Annotated in this window: 23 protein-coding genes; 18 read left to right on the top strand and 5 right to left on the bottom strand. The window is 48.9% G+C overall.

The window, feature by feature from the left end; translation table 11 throughout:
* Positions 1-22: 22 nt before the first annotated feature.
* From R2083_RS06410 to R2083_RS06415, 3 genes are read right to left on the bottom strand one after another with little or no spacing between them, the layout of a single operon-like run.
* A complete protein-coding gene (locus tag R2083_RS06410; RefSeq protein ID WP_317537910.1) occupies positions 23-2,557 on the bottom strand; it encodes a tetratricopeptide repeat protein in 2,535 nt (844 codons plus the stop codon).
* A gap of 3 nt (positions 2,558-2,560) precedes the next feature.
* On the bottom strand, positions 2,561-2,677 hold the full coding sequence (locus R2083_RS15390) for a ParA family protein (RefSeq protein ID WP_411172456.1): 117 nt from the start codon (positions 2,675-2,677) through the stop codon (positions 2,561-2,563).
* The gene (locus R2083_RS06415) at positions 2,677-3,297 is read right to left on the bottom strand and encodes a toll/interleukin-1 receptor domain-containing protein (RefSeq protein ID WP_317537911.1); all 621 of its coding nucleotides are present in this window, start codon (positions 3,295-3,297) and stop codon (positions 2,677-2,679) included. The genes R2083_RS15390 and R2083_RS06415 overlap by 1 nt, the downstream gene beginning before the upstream one ends.
* 278 nt (positions 3,298-3,575) lie before the next feature.
* Here R2083_RS06415 and R2083_RS06420 point away from each other — a divergent pair, with 278 nt between their 5' ends.
* On the top strand, positions 3,576-4,007 hold the full coding sequence (locus tag R2083_RS06420) for a calcium-binding protein (protein WP_317537912.1): 432 nt from the start codon (positions 3,576-3,578) through the stop codon (positions 4,005-4,007).
* A 129-nt stretch (positions 4,008-4,136) separates the two neighbouring features.
* On the opposite strand, the gene R2083_RS06425 is transcribed toward R2083_RS06420, so the two are convergent.
* Entirely contained in the window at positions 4,137-5,069 is a 933-nt protein-coding gene (locus R2083_RS06425) for a LysR family transcriptional regulator (RefSeq protein ID WP_317537913.1), read from the bottom strand.
* Between the two features lie 130 nt (positions 5,070-5,199).
* Here R2083_RS06425 and R2083_RS06430 point away from each other — a divergent pair, with 130 nt between their 5' ends.
* The 6 genes from R2083_RS06430 to sdhA all read left to right on the top strand — a co-directional run bounded on the left by R2083_RS06430 (position 5,200) and on the right by sdhA (position 11,065).
* Entirely contained in the window at positions 5,200-6,066 is an 867-nt protein-coding gene (locus R2083_RS06430) for a pirin family protein (RefSeq protein ID WP_317537914.1), read from the top strand.
* A gap of 19 nt (positions 6,067-6,085) precedes the next feature.
* Positions 6,086-6,466, top strand: coding sequence for a DoxX family protein (locus tag R2083_RS06435; RefSeq protein ID WP_317537915.1), 381 nt, complete (start codon positions 6,086-6,088; stop codon positions 6,464-6,466).
* Between the two features lie 695 nt (positions 6,467-7,161).
* Positions 7,162-8,190: a PEP-CTERM sorting domain-containing protein gene (locus tag R2083_RS06440; protein WP_317537916.1), complete on the top strand. Its 1,029-nt coding sequence runs from the start codon at positions 7,162-7,164 to the stop codon at positions 8,188-8,190.
* Positions 8,191-8,563: 373 nt separating this feature from the next.
* The gene (sdhC, locus tag R2083_RS06445) at positions 8,564-8,953 is read left to right on the top strand and encodes a succinate dehydrogenase, cytochrome b556 subunit (RefSeq protein WP_317537917.1); all 390 of its coding nucleotides are present in this window, start codon (positions 8,564-8,566) and stop codon (positions 8,951-8,953) included.
* On the top strand, positions 8,947-9,300 hold the full coding sequence (gene sdhD / locus R2083_RS06450; RefSeq protein WP_317537918.1) for a succinate dehydrogenase, hydrophobic membrane anchor protein: 354 nt from the start codon (positions 8,947-8,949) through the stop codon (positions 9,298-9,300). Before sdhC ends, sdhD begins: the two co-directional genes overlap by 7 nt.
* A gap of 1 nt (position 9,301) precedes the next feature.
* On the top strand, positions 9,302-11,065 hold the full coding sequence (gene sdhA / locus R2083_RS06455) for a succinate dehydrogenase flavoprotein subunit (protein WP_317537919.1): 1,764 nt from the start codon (positions 9,302-9,304) through the stop codon (positions 11,063-11,065).
* 18 nt (positions 11,066-11,083) lie between these two features.
* On the opposite strand, the gene R2083_RS06460 is transcribed toward sdhA, so the two are convergent.
* The gene (locus R2083_RS06460) at positions 11,084-11,917 is read right to left on the bottom strand and encodes a thermonuclease family protein (RefSeq protein WP_317537920.1); all 834 of its coding nucleotides are present in this window, start codon (positions 11,915-11,917) and stop codon (positions 11,084-11,086) included.
* Positions 11,918-12,234: 317 nt separating this feature from the next.
* Between R2083_RS06460 and R2083_RS06465 the strand changes: the two genes are divergently transcribed.
* The 11 genes from R2083_RS06465 to R2083_RS06515 all read left to right on the top strand — a co-directional run bounded on the left by R2083_RS06465 (position 12,235) and on the right by R2083_RS06515 (position 20,097).
* Positions 12,235-13,047, top strand: a complete 813-nt coding sequence (locus tag R2083_RS06465; protein ID WP_317537921.1) for an ABC transporter ATP-binding protein — start codon at positions 12,235-12,237, stop codon at positions 13,045-13,047.
* Positions 13,040-13,837 (top strand): lipid asymmetry maintenance ABC transporter permease subunit MlaE, encoded by a 798-nt coding sequence (gene mlaE / locus R2083_RS06470; RefSeq protein WP_317537922.1) that lies wholly within the window; start codon positions 13,040-13,042, stop codon positions 13,835-13,837. The genes R2083_RS06465 and mlaE overlap by 8 nt, the downstream gene beginning before the upstream one ends.
* Positions 13,837-14,304, top strand: a complete 468-nt coding sequence (mlaD, locus tag R2083_RS06475; RefSeq protein ID WP_317537923.1) for an outer membrane lipid asymmetry maintenance protein MlaD — start codon at positions 13,837-13,839, stop codon at positions 14,302-14,304. Before mlaE ends, mlaD begins: the two co-directional genes overlap by 1 nt.
* A gap of 77 nt (positions 14,305-14,381) precedes the next feature.
* Entirely contained in the window at positions 14,382-15,002 is a 621-nt protein-coding gene (locus tag R2083_RS06480) for an ABC transporter substrate-binding protein (protein WP_317538980.1), read from the top strand.
* Between the two features lie 17 nt (positions 15,003-15,019).
* On the top strand, positions 15,020-15,349 hold the full coding sequence (locus R2083_RS06485) for a lipid asymmetry maintenance protein MlaB (RefSeq protein WP_317537924.1): 330 nt from the start codon (positions 15,020-15,022) through the stop codon (positions 15,347-15,349).
* Positions 15,350-15,410: 61 nt separating this feature from the next.
* Positions 15,411-16,328, top strand: coding sequence for an ABC transporter ATP-binding protein (locus R2083_RS06490; RefSeq protein WP_317537925.1), 918 nt, complete (start codon positions 15,411-15,413; stop codon positions 16,326-16,328).
* Entirely contained in the window at positions 16,325-17,080 is a 756-nt protein-coding gene (locus tag R2083_RS06495; RefSeq protein ID WP_317530839.1) for an ABC transporter permease, read from the top strand. Before R2083_RS06490 ends, R2083_RS06495 begins: the two co-directional genes overlap by 4 nt.
* 52 nt (positions 17,081-17,132) lie before the next feature.
* A complete protein-coding gene (locus R2083_RS06500; protein ID WP_132425749.1) occupies positions 17,133-17,375 on the top strand; it encodes a BolA family protein in 243 nt (80 codons plus the stop codon).
* Between the two features lie 107 nt (positions 17,376-17,482).
* Positions 17,483-18,271 carry a co-chaperone DjlA gene (djlA, locus tag R2083_RS06505; RefSeq protein WP_317537926.1) on the top strand — a complete coding sequence of 263 codons (789 nt, stop codon included), beginning with the start codon at positions 17,483-17,485 and terminating at the stop codon, positions 18,269-18,271.
* Between the two features lie 92 nt (positions 18,272-18,363).
* A complete protein-coding gene (locus R2083_RS06510; RefSeq protein ID WP_317537927.1) occupies positions 18,364-19,488 on the top strand; it encodes a Fic family protein in 1,125 nt (374 codons plus the stop codon).
* Positions 19,489-20,097, top strand: coding sequence for a glutathione S-transferase (locus tag R2083_RS06515; protein ID WP_317537928.1), 609 nt, complete (start codon positions 19,489-19,491; stop codon positions 20,095-20,097).
* Positions 20,098-20,194 lie beyond the last annotated feature (97 nt).

The raw sequence follows: 20,194 nt of genomic DNA on the forward strand, positions 1-20,194 counted from the left end.
ATGCTGGTTTGTCGAAAAAAAACTATTGTCGTTTTCTCCTAGGTGTAATCGAACTTAATAAAACATTTAGGTTATTGTCCGAGAGGCCATCGCGCAAATCCAGAAGCTGGTATTGGCGCAAGAAATTAGGAAGAAGTACAGGTTCTGTGCCAGGCAGCAGTATAGGTATAACTTTTTGGTTGTGCATCATTCGATTCCGCAACATCGCCATAGTCTCATCCTCTATTCCAAATCCTCCTTGCCACGCTCGTCCAATACAGATAAGGAATGATGTGGAGGAAGCGATTGCATCCTCGAGAACTTGATGTATTAGATTGCCGGGACGCAGTTCCCATTGATCAAACCATACCCGGATACCCCTTTCTGTGAGTTTTTCGACAAGTGACCTAACGATCGTTCCGTCATTGTAGCTGTAAGAAATAAAAACATCGAACCTACCCTTACCAGAAACTTCTGCAGCTTCTTCTCTTCGACCGCTCTCTTGAAGTATACGTGCTAAACTTCCTCTGATTCGTGTGGCGATTGGACTATCTTCCCGCAAGCTTGGGTGAAGGTTATCGAGAGCGCGGCGTAGGAGTACTTCGGCTTTTTCAACGCGCCGCTCATCAACCAAGATGTCAGCTAGGTTATTGATCTGTGTGGCGGTTTGAGCAGCTTCCGATCCAAAGACTTCTATTGCTACATCAAGTGCACGCTCATGCCATCGAATTGCTTCGTCACTTCGTCCCATCTCCCTGTAGAGATCAGCCAAATCATTGTAGGTCGGTAGGACAGCACCTTTATTCACACGTGGGGCGGATTCGGATATTTTCAAGGCTCGCTCATAGTAGTGAATTGCGTCGTCCAGACGCCCCATCTCGCGAAAAACTCCAGCCAGATTATTGTAGGTCTTTATAATTGCGGAATCACCGGGACGCCGGGTCATCTCAGTCAATTTCAAGGCTCGCTCGTACCAGTGAACGGCATCGTTCCGCCGTCCCATCTCGCGAAAAACTCCGGCAAGATTATTGTAGGTTGCGAGTCTGGCAGAATCACTAGGAGGGCGGTTCATCTCCGTTATTTTTAAGGCTCGTTCATACCAACAAACGGCATCTTCCCAACGTCCCATTTCGCGGTAAATTCCGGCTAGATTATTGTAAATTGCCAACACTGAAGGATCACTGGGACGGTCAGGCATCTCTGCCAATTGCAGGGCTTGCTCATACCAGCGAACAGCCTCCTCGTCTCGTCCCATTTCGCGGCAAACTCCGGCTAGGTTATTGTAGACTGCCAGTACGGCGGAATCACTAGGATGTCCAACCAATTCTGCGAACTCAAGTGCCCGCCGATACCAACCCAAAGACTCATCCAGGCGTCCCATTTGGCGACAAACATTTGCCAGATTGGTGTAGCTTGCCATTTTAGCAGGGAGGTCTGAGTCAGAGTCCGTTTCAACAATCTGCCGATATAGGATCTCAGCCTCGTCCAGACGTCCCGTAGTCATCAGCAGTTCACCAAGATGATTCATGCTTGATCGAGCTGCTGGATTATTCGGACCAAGAATGTTGACACTCATCTCTAGTGCCTTTCGAAAGTATGATTCTGCCGAAATGAACCGCTGCTGCCTCAAAAGAGAAACTCCCGCTTCTGTCAGCAATTCAGAAAGCTGGTTCAAATCTCCAAGTTCGCTTTCTATGCCCTCCAAAGTATGCGCAATAGCCAGTTCGTCAATTGGCACTGATGCAAGCAGCGAACGCAACTCTGCAATGCTGCCAATACCTCGATCAACGCTTTCCGGTAAAACAATTTGCTTGGCATCCCGAAAATCACTTACTAGCAATCTAGCAATGTTTTCCAAATAAAAACCAGGAAATTCTGGATCGGAAACTCCCTGCGTGATGACTGGAAGCGGTTCTCCAAAGCTAAATTTCGTGATGTAAGGAATTTTCGTTAGTTCAAGAATCTGGCGAGGTTTGAGTTCTATTGGCAGCCAATCGTCATAAAATGGTTTTAGTTCTTCAGCGAATCTGTCGAGCCAAAACTGTGCCTCATTGACTTCATCTCGTCCATCGAAACGGCCGGGAAGGGGAAGCACTGCTAGCGGAGGTCGTGGAATTGATAAATAACGTCTTGCACTTTGAACGCCGTTTGCAACTTGCACACCACGCTCAAAACTCTGTTCGTTCGCCGAGAAAACGAGAACCAAGATATCCGGCAAGTAAATCGTACACACTCCACCTGTATCTGTAATTCCAGTTCGGCTGTCTATGAGCACAAATTCATAGTTTTCTTTCCATTCATTCCTCCACCGATTCAGAAGGTCGCCACCTGCGTGTTTATCAAAGAAAGTATTCCAGGAAAAGTTGCGAACTCGCTCGACATAGTCGGTCGATTGATCGCCGCTTGTTATGAGGTGGATCGGTTCGTGGTCGGAAATTTCTATTTTTGTGATATACGATTCCCATGAAACTGCCTGATTGCCCTCTGCTTTTTCAAGAAAATGGATCAATCCTTCAAATCCAGGCACTGGATGTTGCAAGTAAGGCTTGAAATAGCGATGCAAGCCAGGAGCTTCCAAATCTCAATCCATCAGAAGCACACGCTTTCCTCGCTTAGCGAGCAACACCGCAATATTTGCGAGTGCAAAGGTTCGACCAACGCCTCCCTTATACGAATAGAATGTGATGATTCGGCTCATTAAATTGGAAGAACTAGAGAAGGAACAGTTTTTTGAGATTGAATTTGAATTCTAAAAAGACCTTCGAATTGCTCGTGTGCGATCTGCTCCCAAGCAGAATCAAAAGGGGGTACTGAGGTCAATGCTTTTTCAATCGAAGCGCACAATTTGTTTCTGAGAACGTCAGCTAGTTCTTCCTGCCTTGGGCTATCCGGCCGCATGAAAGGGTTTGCGAATGCGTAAAGTGACTCTCCTTGCATTGCCTGCACTTCTGGTGGAAAACAGTTACCATCGTCGATCACGACAGGAATAATTAATCCCCAAGGGTTCGAGGCATTTCGAAAATTACCTTCTTTCTCTCGATGATTCATCAGTGCAAGTTCTAGTCGACACCAATCGCTTTGGAAATAGTCTCGACTAAGCACCGCAACCATGATACGAGACCGCGAGAGGCTCATGGCAAGATGATTTGGCCATGATGCACCATCTTCAATCGTTTCATCAATGAAGACCTTAACGTTACCTAATCGAACGCGCAGCAGCGCGGTCAACGCTCGTACGAAATTCTCGCGCGTCCATCGTACCCAATCTATGTCGGACCGCCTATAACTTACGAAAATGTCATTCTCATAGTCAATCATAATTTTTCTATTAAACTTCAAATTCTTTAAAAAATGAAATCAAAAACTGGAAAGTACCAAAGTGTCCGAGCATTAGTTGCGCTTTCAGATCAGAAAGCAACTAAAAGAGATGTCTTCAGTTACAGCATGGACTCAAAAACAGGCATATACGCCTATCCGGATGATAGTCATATGTTTACCTATAGTGCCATATTGGTTGATGGCAGTCTATTGCCATCGTGGCTTAGTTTTTACCGGGAAACCCTTACATTCAGGGGCGGTACAGGAATTTTGTCGATTTGCTGAACGCGCTGGTGACTGCAAAAGATACTGGTAATCTGATCGCTGCGGATATTTTTACTATCGATATCGGTGACTTGGGTATGACGAGCAACGGTACATCAGGTTCCGATATGTTGGCTGAAGGTACCGGTAACGATACACTTAACGGCTTAGGCGGTAACGATGTCTATATCTTTGGACGGAATTATGGCATGGATACTTTGATCGACCATGACTCTGCGCCGGGTAATTTCGATATCGTGCGATTTCTCCCCGGCATTAGCGCGGATCAGATATGGTTTCAGCGAGCAGGTAATAATTTGGAAGCGAGTGTTATAGGGACAACGGATAAAGTAGTGATCAATGATTGGTACCTCGGATCCGCTAATCACATCGAACGATTTAAAACCTCCGATGGTCGTGACGTTACGAGACCGGCAGGTGGGTGATCTGGTCAATGCGATGGCAGATTTTGCTTTACCTGACCTGGGAGAAATCATTCTGTCGCCCGATTACGCATCGATTCTAAGTTCTACCATTACATCGCACTGGGGTTAATGTCCCCAGCTCCGTTCTATTCAAGAAATGTTTTTCACATTTTTCAAGCACAAATCCCAATAAGGCATTCCCTCGAACCGCTTAACCAGAAAATCGACGAATGCCCTGACCCGTTGCGAGAGATGGCGGGTTTGCGGATAAATGGCGTATGCGGCAAGTTGTGAGTAGTGATATTCAGTCAATAGCGGCACCAATGCGCCGCGCTCGATTTCCCGGTATACGATAAAGGACGGCATTAGCACGATGCCCAGTCCGCCGACGGCGGCATCGCGAAGAAATTCGCCATTGCTGGCTTTCAGGTAAGGCGTGATGCGGGTTTTGGTTAATTGCCCTGTGGCATCGAATATGTTCCAGTTGTCGATGTTGCTGATCAGGTTATACACCAGGCAGCGGTGTTTAATGAGCGCTTCCGGCGATTCCGGTTCGCCCATGCGTTCGAGGTAAGCCGGGCTTGCGCACATGACGGCTTGAATGGGAGCCAGGCGGCGCGCGATCAGGCTTGAATCGGGCAAGCTGGCGATGCGGATGGCAAGGTCAAAACCATCGGCCAGTAAGTCCACATGGCGGTCGTTGAAATCCAGGTCGAATTCGATTTCCGGATGGGTTTGCAAGAACTCGTTAATGGCGGGTCCCAGGTGCATCAAACCAAAGCTCAGTGGCACCGCTACTTTCAAGCTGCCTTTTAATGCACCATGAAATTGCGAGGTGGCGTGCTCGGCTTCGAGGATGTCGGCCAGAATGCGTACCGATTGCTGATAAAAAGCACGTCCGCTATCGGTTAGATTCATTTGCCGGGTGGTGCGGTGAAACAATTCCACGCCGAGGTGTTCTTCCAGTTCCTTCAAGCGGCGGCTAACCACCGATTTCGCTACATCCATGCGATCGGCAGCGGCGCTGATGCCGCCCGCTTCGACGACGCGCACGAAAGCATTCATATTCTCATATCGATCCATCAGAGTGTCTCATTGTTGTTTATAACAGAACAATCATTTCTCATTATGGTTGTTTATTCTTATTATGACAACGATGATAATGCTCCCTGTCAGCCGATCACAACGATGAATCACAATAAAGGAGAAAGTCATGGATACAGTAGTGAATTCTGTACGAATAATCCCGGCAGTGGCCGTGCCGGAAGGAGCCGGAGTGACCGTATACCGCACGATTGGATCCCCGGTGCTGCGCGATTACGATCCGTTTTTGCTGTTGGATCACATCAGTAGCGATAAACCGGAAGATTATAAGGCGGGTTTTCCATCCCATCCGCACCGCGGATTTACCACATTTACCTATATGGTCGACGGTCATATGGAGCATCAGGACAACATGGGCAATAGCGGTGATTTGGGTCCCGGTTCCGCGCAATGGATGAAAGCCGCCAGCGGCATTATCCACTCGGAAATGCCGAAGCAGAAGAATGGCTTAATGCGTGGATTCCAGTTGTGGATCAATCTGCCCGCAGCGCATAAGATGGATCATCCGGAATATCAGGAATATCCTGCGGAAGCTTTTCCTGTGGTGAAAACGCAAGATTATACGGTGAAAGTTTTAATCGGCCGCTTTGCCGGTACGAATGCGCCGATTACGGATGAGCTGACCGGAGTGTCTTATTATGACGTGCGAGCGCAACCCGGCAAGCATTTTCAACACCGCCTGCCAGCGGGGAACAATAGCTTTCTCTATGTCTTTGAAGGCGATGGACAGTTGGGTGAGCAACGCGTGCCGTTGCATTCATGGGCGTCACTGGGTGGGGATGATGGTTCATTTGACTTCGCTGCCGGGAAAAAGGGCGCGCGCCTGCTGGTTGTCAGCGGCAGGCCGATTGGTGAACCGGTGGCGCGGTATGGTCCGTTTGTCATGAATACCCGGGAACAAATCGATCAGGCGATGCAAGATTTTCAGTCCAACAATTTTGTGCGTGATCGTGCATGGATTAAACGCAATCAATAACACTTTTAAGGAGATCAGCATGGAAAAAATCAGTCAATTCGTAGCGCGTGTCTTTCTGGGGCAAATTTTTTTACTATCCGGATTTTTTAAAATCAGCGGCTATGAAGGCACGCAGGGTTATATGGAAGCGATGGGTGTGCCGGGCATGCTGCTGCCGCTGGTGATAGCGCTTGAAATAGGTGGCGGTCTGGCGATTGTGGCGGGATGGCAGACCCGATGGGTATCGATTGCGCTGGCTGCATTTACGTTGGCGGCCGCGGCAATTTTTCACAGCAATTTATCGGATCAAATGCAGATGATCATGTTCCTGAAGAATATTGCGATAACCGGCGGATTCATACTACTGGCTGTGCATGGCGCAGGGGGATACAGCCTGGATAATCGTCGGATCAAGTCATAAGAAATGGGGCGTTTTTTGTTTCCGATAGCTCGAATTCTAATACGATTCTTGTTTGGTTATTCTGGATAGAATTTATATAAAAATCGAATTTACGCTTTATTTTGATTGTTACAAATTCTATGGATGTTTGGTTGAGCAATTCAATCTGCTGGTTTGGCAGTAAGGTTTTGCATTACACGCAGGTTCGCCAGAGCACATGCTTGGCATATTGTGTCAGCTAAGGAGTTTCTGAATAATTGTCATTTCGAGCATAACGAGAAATCTGTCATGTTGATTCGCAAAGATTCCTCACTGTGTTCGGAATGACAAAAATGAGCTAATCAGCGCTTCCCTAAGGCGCATACAACCTGAAAAGACTACTCAGCTTGTATGTCGCCAGCCAAGTAGCAACGTTGCCATTGGAAGAATCACGGCTCGCCGCCACCATAGTCCTCAGAAATGTAGTCGCCTATCTGGAAAATAAGGATATTACCTATATACAACATGAATTCATGATCTTAGTCTTGATAGCTGGCATCGTAAAGTTATGTGAACAGTAATATGGGCTTTCCATAGCGTTACGAGATTAATTCTGACATCAAACACTAAGGAAAATCATGAACAATAACTGCTCAAAACTTAAACGCATTACAATATTTCTCGTTGGTATTTCTGCAGTCTCATTTCCATTTACGTCAAGTGCAGGTTGGTCAATTATGGGGTTAGACAGGGCAATCGCTTACCCTAACGATATCAACAATTCCGGGCAGGTGGTGGGATCGACTAGGACTAGTATTATCGATGGCAGCAATCATGCTTTCCTCACGGGTGCGAACGGTGTAGGCATCAACATCCTGGGCACTCTAAGTGGATTATCTAGCATAGCTTATGGCATCAACGATTCTGGGCAGGTGGTGGGTTGGGCTGAGATTAAGGATGACGGCACTCACGCTTTCATTACTGGCGCTAATGGTGTCGGCATGACCGATCTGGGCACTTTAGGCGGATCATCTAGCGCTTATGGCATCAACGATTCCGGGCAAGTGGCGGGGTGGACTGATGTTAAGAGCGTCGGAACTCACGCTTTCATCACGGGCGCGAACGGTGTCGGGATGACCGATCTGGGCACTTTAAGTGGATCAACTAGCATCGCTTATAGCATCAACGATTCCGGGCAGGTGGTTGGGTGGACTGATGTTGAGCGCGGCCACATGCATGCATTCATCACAGGCGCTAACGGTGTCGGCATGACTGATCTGGGCACTTTAGGTGGATCATTTAGCCATGCTTATGGTATCAACGATTCCGGGCAGGTGGTGGGGAATGCTGACACTAACGACGACGGCTACGCTCATGCTTTCATTACGGGTGCAAACGGTGTAGGGATGACCGACCTGGGTACTCTAGGTGGAAATCAGAGCGGTGCTACTGGGATAAACGATTCCGGGCAGGTAGTGGGTTGGGCTTTAACTAACAATGGCAGCAATCATGCTTTCCTCTTTAGCGGCGGTGTAATGACCGATCTTTCACTATTGGCTCCGGTCGTGGCAGCCGGATGGACTGAACTTCACGCTCAAGCAATCAACGACAATGAACAGATAGTTGGGTGGGGATGGCATAATGGCACGGAACAAGCATTTTTACTTTCGTTTGGTACACCTCTTCCTATTCCCGAACCAGAAACCTACATCATGTTGCTGGCAGGTTTAGGATTGCTTGGTTTCATGGTGCGTCGTAGGAAATAATGCTAAGAGGGCTCTGAATAATTGTCATTTCGAGCGTGGCGAGAAATCTATACTGTTGATTCGCAAAGATTCCTCACTGTGTTCAGCATGACAAAAATGAATTAATCAATGCTTTCCTAGTTCTGACAAGTGAACAACTACTTGATCGTTTTTGTATTATCCATAGCGTGGACGATAACAGTCTGGATGATCGTAGCAGCAAATCATAAATCCTAGCAATAGTCTTTATCGGTGTTGAAGCCCGGTTGCCTGCGCCCGGGTTTTTCATTGGTTATGGCTTGTATCATGTGGTATAACAGACTAAACTTGGCTCCGGCAATGGGTGCTTAAATCGAATTTAGGCGACTGAATTTTCTACTTTAGAATCTCCCGCATGGAAGCGAAATTGCAAAATAAACGCCCCAAGCATTTGAATCTCCTAAAAATAAAACAGCCTTTGCCGGCTGTGGTTTCCATTCTGCATCGAATCAGCGGTGCATTGCTGTTTTTTCCCGGTATTCCTTTACTGCTGTGCGGTTTGCAAATGCTGCTGCAATCGCCGCAAAGTTTTGAGGTTGCGCAGGAATATGTGCGCGATCCGATGATTAAACTTGCACTGTTGCTTCCTCTGTGGTTTTTTCTGCATCATCTGTGCGCTGGTATCCGCCATGTCTTGTTGGATCTGCAAATCGGTATTCAATTGGCACATGCGCGTACCAGCAGCAAGCTGGTGCTGGCGGCCGGATTTTTGTTGACGGCACTGATCGGGTGGCAGCTATGGTGAGGCCATCGAAACTGGCCGTGACGGGCGCGCACTATGGCCTGAAGGACTGGCTGGCGCAACGTGTGACAGCCGTGCTGATGGTAATTTACCTCATCGTGCTGACGGCGGTTTTGCTGGTTGCCGCGCCGCAGGATTATGCCGCTTGGAAAGCTGTATTCAGCCATGAAGGGTTGCGCATCGCCACCTTGGTTTTTTTCATTTGTCTGTTCTGGCATGCCTGGGTCGGCATGCGCAATATCCTGATGGACTATGTACATGCCACGGCGATCCGCCTGACCGTGCAAATTGCCGTCATCACCGCTTTGCTGTTTTATCTGATATGGGCTACAGAAATATTGTGGAGTTGATGTGGCAATAACCAAAAGAAAATTTGATGTGGTCATCGTAGGTGCTGGCGGTGCCGGGATGCGCGCGGCGTTGCAGTTATCCGAAGCCGGATTGAAAGTGGCGGTGCTATCCAAAGTTTTTCCCACCCGTTCGCATACCGTTTCGGCGCAAGGCGGGATTGCCGCAGCTTTGGGAAATGTAACGGAAGACCATTGGCATTGGCACATGTACGATACCGTCAAAGGCTCCGATTACCTGGGCGATCAGGATGCCATCGAATTCATGTGTCGCCAGGCCAATGAAGTCGTATATGAGCTGGAGCATTTCGGTATGCCGTTCGACCGGCTGGAGAACGGCAAGATTTATCAACGCCCGTTCGGTGGACAATCACAAAATTTCGGCGGCGCGCAAGCAACGCGTTCCTGTGCGGCGGCGGATCGTACCGGTCATGCGCTATTGCACACGCTGTATCAACGCAATGTCAGCGCCAATACCCAGTTTTTTGTCGAATGGATGGCGTTGGATCTGATTCGCGACGAACAAGGCGACGTGCTTGGCGTCACTGCGCTGGAAATGGAAACCGGTGAAGTTTCGATCCTGCAAGCCCGGGCCACTTTATTTGCCACCGGCGGTGGCGGGCGGATTTTTCAAGCCAGCACCAACGCCTTGATCAATACCGGCGATGGTTTAGGGATGGCGGCACGAGCTGGTATTCCGCTGGAGGATATGGAATTCTGGCAATTCCACCCGACTGGTGTTTACGGCGTGGGTGTTTTGATCAGCGAGGCCGTGCGCGGGGAGGGTGGTTATTTACTGAACAAGGAAGGCGAACGTTTCATGGAACGCTATGCTCCCCATGCCAAGGATCTCGCCAGCCGCGATGTGGTGTCGCGCGCCATGACGACGGAAATGAAGGATGGGCGCGGTTGCGGCGAGGAAAGCGATCATTTGCTGTTGAAATTGGATCATCTGGGCGCGGAAATCATCAAAACCCGCTTGCCCGGCATCCGTGAACTGGCGATGAAATTTGCGCATGTCGATCCGATCAACGAACCGATTCCGGTGGTGCCGACCGCGCACTACATGATGGGCGGCATACCGACCAATTATTTCGGGCAAGTGGTGGCGCCGTATAAAACCGGTCCGGAAGAAGCCGTGTCAGGGTTTTACGCCGTCGGCGAGTGTGCTTGCGTATCGGTGCACGGCGCCAATCGCCTAGGCACCAATTCGCTGCTTGACCTGGTCGTATTTGGCCGTGCTGCGGCCAATCAGATTATTGAAGACTTGAAAATTCATCCGCACCATAAGCCATTGCCGGAGAATGCCGCGGATAGAACCTTGAACCGCCTGACGCGCCTGGAGAATCAGAAAGACGGCGAGAATGTCGCGCAAGTGCATGCCGCGCTTGCAAAGACAATGCAAACCTACTGCGGCGTTTTCCGTTTTGAAGACATGCTGCAAAAGGGTGTGGAAAAAATTCTGGAAGTCGGTCAGCGCGTGGGACAAACGGAAATTAAGGACAAAAGCACAGTGTTTAATACCGCGCGGATCGAAGCGCTGGAATTGGATAATCTGAAAGAAGTCGCGATCGCCACCATGATTTCCGCCGAAGCCCGGCGCGAAAGCCGCGGCGCGCATGCCCGCGACGATTTTCCCGGACGCGATGACGTCAAATGGTTAAAACATACATTGTTTTTCAGCGAAGATAACCGGCTGGATTACAAACCGGTGCGGCTGAAGCCGATTACGGTTGAGTCTTTTCCACCGAAAGCCAGAACTTATTGAGTTTAAACGCACACAGCATTACCGCGCGATCAGCGCGCTCGGATGCTGAATCAGCATGGTGTAATGATCTTTGTTGCGTGCCACCCAGCCGCGGACTTCCAGCGGTTTCCCCACGTAAGTTGCAAGCTCGGGAAATAACTTAAGATTACTGTTGGCGACGCGGATATCGATTTTGTCATTAAAGAGCAGGCGGGTAAATTTACGGCTTTTTCTGATCGCTACCGGGGTTCCGGTAAACCGCTGCCAGCCTTTGGTGTGATTGGCGATTTCAGTGATGGGGCGGGATTGGTATTCCGGCATGGACCATATGCCGAGCTTTTGTTTCTCGGCGTATTGCTGCGCTTGGATCAGCTTGTCGCTATAGCGGCCGTTAGGCGGGATGATGCTGATCGTGGCCAGACCGCTTTCCAGTAGAGCCAGATTGACGTGTTTGCCATTCGGCAAAAATACATGCGCCAGCAGACGCTTGTACTTATCCCGCTTCACTTGATCAAATTCCAGATAAACCTGATTGTCCCGCAGCTGATTTTGCAGCCATTTTTTTGCGGCTACTCCGCCCGGTTCTTCGCTGCGATGACGGCTTTCGATTTCCGGTGTGTTGACTCCCAATAGGCGAACTTGTTTTCTGCCTTCCAGGATGATCGTGTCGCCATCGTACACCCGGGTAACTTGATACAGTTGGCGGCTGGGCTGGCCGGTGATTTTGACCGGTTGGGCATTGGCCGAGGGGGTGTCGGAATAAGTGACTCGTCCTTGTGCATCGACACTGCGGTAAATCCCACTTGCCGGTGCTGAGGTTGCAGCGAGACTGAAAAGCAGAAAAAGCAGGCGGATCGATTTGCTGCGGAGCATGGGTTATTTAGGCTGAATGCGATTTAAGTATCGGGATCATCAGGTAAAAACTGTGTTGTGTTTTCTCTTTCTCAGCAGCGGGAATTTTGTAATCTATGCAATCCACTATCAGGCAGAATTTCAAAAAGCATAAAAAATCGCCTGGCGAAATCTAATATAGCGCAATATTCTTGAGGAAAGTGGATTAAAATTGCCCTTTATAAAATTGAGTGAAAATTTAACCGATGCATTCTGGATTATTTCAGCGCCAACAGTAGATTCAATCATCGCAATAACGGCCACTTCCGGATTTCCCCTTGTTTATTTAACTGTGCAGCATGACATCTGAAAATTTAATTGAAATCAGCGGGTTGAATTTTTCCTACGATACGCGCGCGATTCTGAAAGGCATCGACATGACGATGCAACGCGGAAAAGTGATCGCCATCATGGGCGGCAGCGGATCGGGAAAAACCACGTTACTCCGCTTGATTGGCGGCACAATTCAACCGACTTCGGGCTATGTGAAGTTTGCCGGAGAAGTCGTGCACGAATTGGATCGCGATGCCTTGTTCAAACTGCGCCGCAAGATGGGCATGTTGTTCCAGTTTGGTGCGCTGTTTACCGACTTGTCGGTGTTTGACAATGTCGCGTTTCAGATGCGCGAGCATACCAATTTACCGGAATCGATGATTCGAGACCTGGTGCTGATGAAACTGCACGCTGTGGGTTTGCGCGGCGCGCAACATTTGATGCCGAATGAATTGTCCGGCGGTATGGCGCGCCGCGTCGCGTTGGCGCGTTCGATCGCATTGGATCCGATGCTAATTATGTACGATGAACCGTTCACCGGACTGGATCCGATTTCACTGAGTGTAATCGGCAATCTGATCCGCCGTTTGACGGATGCGCTTGGTATGACTTCGATTGTGGTTACCCATGATGTGCAGGAATCGCTAAAAATTGTTGATTATGTTTACCTTATCGCGGATGGTGTGATCGCCGCCGAAGGTACACCGAAAGAAGTGCGCGAATCCGTTGCGCCGTTTGTGCATCAGTTTGTGCATGGTGAAGAGGATGGTCCGGTGCCGTTCCATTATCCGGCGCAATCCTACCGTAAGGATTTGAATCTGGAGAATGCTCTTGCCTAGCCGACTCGTATCCGGTATTCGACATATCGGCCATCGCGTGATTGAAGGTGTGTGGCGGTTGGGCGTCGCCAGCCGTTTTTTCATCCTGGTGCTGTTAAAATCCGGAACCAGCTTGCGCCGTTTCAATCTCGTCATACGGGAACTGTATTTTACCGGCGTTTTGTCACTGATCATCATTGTCGTGTCAGGACTCTTTGTCGGCATGGTGCTCGGGTTGCAAGGCTATGAAACGTTACAAAAATACGGCTCGGAATCGGCAGTCGGCACGTTGGTGGCATTGTCGCTGGTGCGTGAATTGGGTCCGGTCGTGGCTGCATTATTGTTTGCCAGCCGCGCAGGTTCCGCGATTACCGCCGAAATCGGTTTAATGAAAGCGACCGAGCAACTGACGGCGATGGGCATGATGGCGGTTGATCCGATTGCGCGTGTGGTGGCGCCGCGCTTCTGGTCCGGCGTGATTTCGATGCCGTTTCTGGCAGCCATTTTTTCCGTCATGGGTGTTTTTGGCGGCTATCTCGTGACCGTGGTCTTCATTGGCGTGGATGAAGGTTCTTATTGGTCGCAAATGCAAAGCGCGGTGGATTTCCGCTTTGATATCATGAACGGTTTTATTAAGAGTTGTTATTTTGGCGTGGCAGTAACGGCCATCGCGGTTTTTGAAGGTTACGATGCACCGCCGACGGCGGAAGGCGTTTCGGGCGCGACAACGCGTACCGTGGTTACGTCGTCATTGGTGATTTTGGGATTGGATTTTATTTTGACCGCTTTCATGTTTAGAGGAGTGAGTTAATGCAGCGGACAACGATGGATTTGTGGGTGGGATTGTTTGTGGTCATGGGCGTCATCGCGCTCATGATCCTGAGTCTTAAAGTGGGCAATCTCAATGTGTATAATCCTTCTCAAAGCTATGTCATTAGCGGAAATTTTGAAAATATCGGCGGCTTGAAAGTGCGTGCGCCGGTGAAGAGCGCGGGCGTAGTGGTCGGGCGCGTCACGGATATTCAATTCAGCACGCAAACGTACGATGCGGTGGTTACCATGAGCATGGACAGCCGGTTTCTATTTCCTAAGGATACATTTGCCAGTATTTTGACTTCGGGTTTGCTGGGTGAGCAGTACATTGGATTGGCTGCAGGCGGGGACGAGACCATGTTGAAAGATGGCGATAAAATCATGAAAACCAACTCAGCCATGGTGCTGGAAGAATTGATCGGACGTTTTTTATTCAATAAAGCGACCGAAGACGATTCTTTGTGATTCGAATGGATATTTGTTAATTTTGCGGCTGTTGGTTTAGTATTGTAACTATGACTAAAAATTTTGGTGAGGGCATGATGAAGAGATTTCTTGGAATATTGGTATTAACACTTTCGAGTTTACTGGCGTTCCCGGCATGGTCGGTTGAACTGGCGCCTGACCGGCTGGTCGACAAAACGGTCAAGGAAGTGATGGAAATTATTCAGAAAGACGAGGAATTAAAAAATGGCAATAAAGAAAAAATGCTCGATCTGATCGAGACCAAAATACTGCCGCACTTCAATTTTACCCGTATGACCCAGCTCGCGATGGGACAACACTGGTCAACAGCAGCGCCGGAACAACAACAAAAACTGGTGAATGAATTCCGCACATTGTTAGTGCGTACCTATTCCAATGCCTTGAACAGTCATAGCAATGAAACGATTAAAGTCAATCCGGTCAAGCAATTAGGCGATCAAACGGAAACAACAGTCCGGACTGTAGTCATTCAGGGGAATGGAAAAGAACCATTGCCGATTGACTATAGCATGGAGAAAAAGCCGGATGGATGGAAAGTCTATGATGTGACAGTCGCCGGTGTCAGTCTGGTAACCAATTACCGCGGAAGTTTTAACAGCCAGGTGCGTAAAGGCGGTGTCGAGGGATTGCTGAAAGTCTTAACGGATAAAAACAAATCCCTGGAAGGTAAAAAGTAATAACGGCGGGAAATCAATTGAACTCTTCGATTCCGATAATTTCTCGTGAGGGCAACACCGTGATCGTGCAGGGCGCTGTCACGATCGATCATGCGGTGATGCTGAAGAAAAGCGGTATTGCGTTGTTCGATGATCAACCGCTGACGATTGATCTCAATCAAGTGACCGAAGTGGACTCAACGATCGTCAGTGTATTGCTGGAATGGCAACGCGCGACACGTAAAAACCGCCATGCACTGCAATTTATCAATATGCCCGAGAGTCTTAAAAGCCTGATTCAATTATATGGGGTTGCGGAGTTAATTCCGCTCGCGGCCAATCCAATTCCCGTGCAAAACGCTTCCTGACCGGATGCTGTTTTGCCATTCCTGAAGTTCCGAATTGCTCTCCTTCTGATTTCTTCATCCGATGCAACCTGCTATTGAAGTTAAGCACGTCTCCAAACGCTTCGGCAATGTGTGCGCACTGTCCGGTATCGATCTTGAGATTCGCGCGGGAGAGTTTTTTGCACTGCTGGGTCCGAATGGCGCCGGTAAAACCACGCTGATCAGCATCATCGCCGGTTTGACATTGGCCGATAGCGGCTCGGTCAGCGTGATGGGACATAATGTCATCACAGAATACCGGCAAGCGCGGCAAAGTTTAGGCGTGGTGCCGCAAGAATTGGTTTTTGACCCTTTCTTCACGGTGCGTGAAATTTTGTTAATCCAATCCGGTTATTACGGTATTAAACACAATGGCGACTGGGTGGATGAAATTATTGACCGCCTGGATTTGACCGGCAAAGCCAATGCCAACATGCGTGCGTTGTCGGGCGGCATGAAACGCCGTGTTCTGGTTGCGCAAGCGCTGGTGCATAAACCGCCGGTCATTATTCTCGATGAACCGACGGCCGGCGTGGACGTGGAATTGCGTCAATCATTGTGGGATTTTATCCGCCAGCTCAATCAGAATGGACACACCATTGTGCTGACGACACATTACCTGGATGAAGCGGAAACGCTGTGTAACCGGGTCGCGATGCTGAAAGAGGGAAAAATTGTCGCGCTGGATAGCACGCAGAATATGATCGGAAAGCTGCCTGCCGGAAAATCGGTACGGCTAAGATTGCTGCCCGATACTTTGCCTGCCGCACTGCACCCATTACAACTCAGTCATAGCGGCGGAATGGTTGAATTGCGGATCGACACCTACGCGCAAGTGGAATCGATACTGTCGGCTTTGCGATCCGCGCAAATCGAGATACTGGAAATGCACTTGCAGCAACCGGATCTGGAAGATGTGTTCGTCAGCATGATGAGAAACAGCGGGAATGAAGTGACATGACCGGATTTTTGACACTGCTCTACAAAGAATTGCTGCGTTTCTGGAAAGTCGGTTTTCAGACGATTGTCGCGCCGATGGTTTCCACATTGCTGTATTTACTGATTTTCTTTCATGTACTGGAAGCACACGTCGAAGCTTATCCCGGTGTCGCGTACACCGCTTTTCTGATTCCCGGACTGGTGATGATGGCGGTCATTCAGAATGCCTTCGCCAATGCATCGTCCAGCATGATTCAATCCAAAATCAGCGGCAATATCGTATTTATCCTGCTCTCGCCATTGTCGTACCACGCCATATTCTTTGCGTACATTATCGCTTCCATCGTGCGCGGGTTGTTGGTCGGACTTGGGGTTTATTGGGTCACGCTGTTTTTCTTCGATATTCCACTCGCGCAACCGGTCTGGTCGATCCTTTTTGTCGTGCTCGGCAGCGCGATACTGAGTGCGTTGGGGTTGATAGCAGGTATCTGGGCGGACAAATTCGATCAATTGGCGGCTTTCCAGAATTTCATCATTTTGCCGCTGACTTTCTTATCCGGCGTGTTTTATACCATTCATTCGCTACCGGCCGGATGGCAGTATTTTTCTCATCTGAACCCGTTTTTTTACATGATCGATGGATTCCGCTACGGCTTCTTCGGCGTATCGGATATTTCGCCTTATATTAGTCTCTCGATTGTGGCAATATGCTTGGTGGCCATATCCATGCTGACGATTCGCATGCTCAAAACCGGATATAAATTGCGGCACTAAAAATAACGATTGTTTGATTTTGCATGTTTATCATGCGTGAAGGAGAATATAAATGCTAACTGCAGAAAATGTAAAAACCTTTATTGAATCGGCACTGCCTTGTCAGCACGTGCAAGTGGAAGGCGACGACGGACGCCATTTCCATGCGCTGATTGTCAGCGCGGAATTTAGCGGTAAAAATATAGTTCAGCAGCATCAGCTGGTCTACAAATCGCTGGGCGAAAAAATGAAACAGGATATTCACGCGTTGTCGATGAAAACGCTAACGCCTGAGCAATGGACGGATAAATCCTGATCGTTGCAAGAAATTAGGCTTTGACTGGGCATTCAAGATTTCAAGTCATTTTATCAACCGGCAATTTACTATGATTGCCTTTTGTTATCGAATTATCTGGAATTTCATTGTTTAGATTACTAGGCGCTTTAGCGGGTTTTTTCCTTCTTGGTTTCTGGGGCATTTTCCTGGGTTATTTCATTGGGAGCTTTATCGACCGGTTCAGAGCCTTTGGCCCGGGCGGAATGAATCCATTCAACGCCGCGCGGCGTCAGTCGGTTTTCCTGGAGACTGTTTTCATTCTGATGGGCAAGCTGGCCAAAGCGGATGGCCGGGTATCCGAAACGGAAGTGTCGCATGTCGAGCAATTCATGCAGAAACTCCGCATGACGCGCGATCACCGGCTGAAAGCCATCACGCTGTTCAAGCAAGGCGCTTCGGCCGATTACGATATTCAACCGCAGCTCGATGAATTCCTTAAAACATGCGGTTATTCTCCCAACTTGCGGCAAATGCTGCTGGTTTATCTCATCATCATGGGGTTATCCGACGGGCATCTGAATTCCGCCGAGGAAGAACTGTTGCGAGCCATTGCCGGACGTTTGGGCTACCACCAAGCCGCTTTCGATCAGCTGCTCGGCATGATCATCAATCAAGCGCACTTTGCCGGAGGGCAAAGCACCTCGGTCAATGCGCTGGAAGATGCGTATAAGGCATTGGGTGTCAGCAAAGACAGCACAGATCAGGAAATCAAACACGCTTACCGCAAATTGATGAGTCAATACCACCCGGATAAATTGATGGGGCAAGGCGTGCCGGAAGAAATGATCGCCGTCGCGACCGAGCAAGCCAAGGAAGTACAGACGGCGTACGATTTAATCAAAAAGAGCCGGGATTTGAAGCGTTCAGCAGTTTAATTCGACGCATAGTCCACTGGAAGGTAGATGCGTGTTGTGCAGTTGCCGGATGCGGAGAATATAGCGCATAATCTCCGCATGAGGTGCGTAGAATGAATCGTTATATTCATGAATTACCCGATTGGCCTGGTTTCAGCTGGGATCATGCAAGATTGTCTGGGCTGCTGGCCTCTGTACGCCACCGGCAGGGGCGGTTAATTGGCCGGATGGAAGCTATGGGATTTCCTTTAACGGCGCAAGCCACGTTGCAAAACTTGACGCTCGATGTGTTGAAATCTTCCGAGATTGAAGGTGCAATTCTGAACCGTGATCAGGTTCGCTCCTCGATTGCCTTGCGGCTGGGATTGGATATTGGCGCGTTAGCGCCCGCCGACCGTCATGTTGACGGCATTGTCGATATGATGCTCGATGCCACGCAAAATTATGCAAAGCCATTGAGCGTGGATCGCTTGTTTGGGTGGCACGCGGCACTATTTCCCGCTGGTTTTAGCGGTATGCATAAAATCAGAACCGGGCAATGGCGTGATGATGCAAATGGGCCGATGCAGGTGGTATCCGGCGCGCTTGGGAAAGAGCGTGTACATTTTGAAGCACCTGCGGCCGAACGCCTCAAGCAGGAAATCAATCTTTTTCTGACATGGTTTAATGATAAAAATGATACCGATGCTGTCCTCAAGGCTGGTATTGCCCATTTGTGGTTTGTCACGCTTCATCCATTCAAGGATGGCAACGGACGCATGGCGCGTGCAATTGCCGATATGGCATTAGCGCAATCCGAACAAAGTTCGCAGCGCTTTTACAGCTTGTCGGCACAAATCCGGCAAGAGCGGAAAGCTTATTACGATATGCTAGAAAAAACCCAAAAAAATGATCTCGATATCACGCTTTGGCTAGAGTGGTTTCTAAATTGCCTTGATCGTGCGATCAGCAATACGGAAGCAACGCTGGGTGATGTGCTCTATAAAGCACGGTTTTTACAGACGCATAAGAATGTATCGCTTAATGACCGTCAGCGCATTATGCTGAATAAAGTGCTGGATGGGTTTGAAGGTAAGCTGACATCGTCAAAATGGGCGAAACTTACCAAATGCTCACAGGACACGGCGCTACGAGATATTTTGGATCTGGTCGAGCGTGGCATCCTACTGAAAGATGCCGGCGGCGGGCGTAGCACCAGCTATTCGCTCAAAGATGTATCGAATGTTGGCGATCAATAAATGAAACCCCTATTGTTTACATTCCGCCGTTGTCCTTTTGCGATACGTGCCCGGCTGGCGATCACAGTCAGCGGCGTTGAAGTCGATCAGCAGGAAGTCAGTCTGCGCGCCAAACCCAAAGAAATGCTGGAATGCTCGCCCAAAGGCACCGTGCCGGTATTAAAGTTTGCCGACGGACACGTGCTTGAACAGAGCCTGGATATCATGCGATGGGCGCTTTCGATCCATGATCCCGAACACTGGGTGGATGATGACCAAGCCGTCATGAATGAAGTCATGTCGCTGATCAAGCAAAATGACGAAACGTTTAAACCGGCGCTGGATCTTTATAAATACGCGGTGCGCTTTCCGGAACATTCCGAAGCTTATTACCGGGAACAAGCCGAGCCGTTTCTAGCGGAACTGGACACACGACTGAGCAAAGATGGTTATCTGTTAGGCGGTCGCTACACATTAGCCGATATGGCCATCTTCCCTTTCATCCGGCAATTTTCCAATGTCAATCCGGACTGGTTTTATGCCTCTCGCTATCATTATTTGATCGCATGGCTGGATCGATTGATCGGTTCCGAATTATTTCAAAATGTCATGCAGAAAGAAGCTGAGTAACTTAAAGAAGAAGTTCTGGAAAATAAAAACTAACTTTAAAACTTATGAATAAAAAAAGACCAATACTAAGAAATAATATTGGTCGAATCTTAGTTGA

Origin of the sequence: Nitrosomonas sp. Is35, assembly GCF_033063295.1 — a bacterium.
Lineage (GTDB): Bacteria > Pseudomonadota > Gammaproteobacteria > Burkholderiales > Nitrosomonadaceae > Nitrosomonas.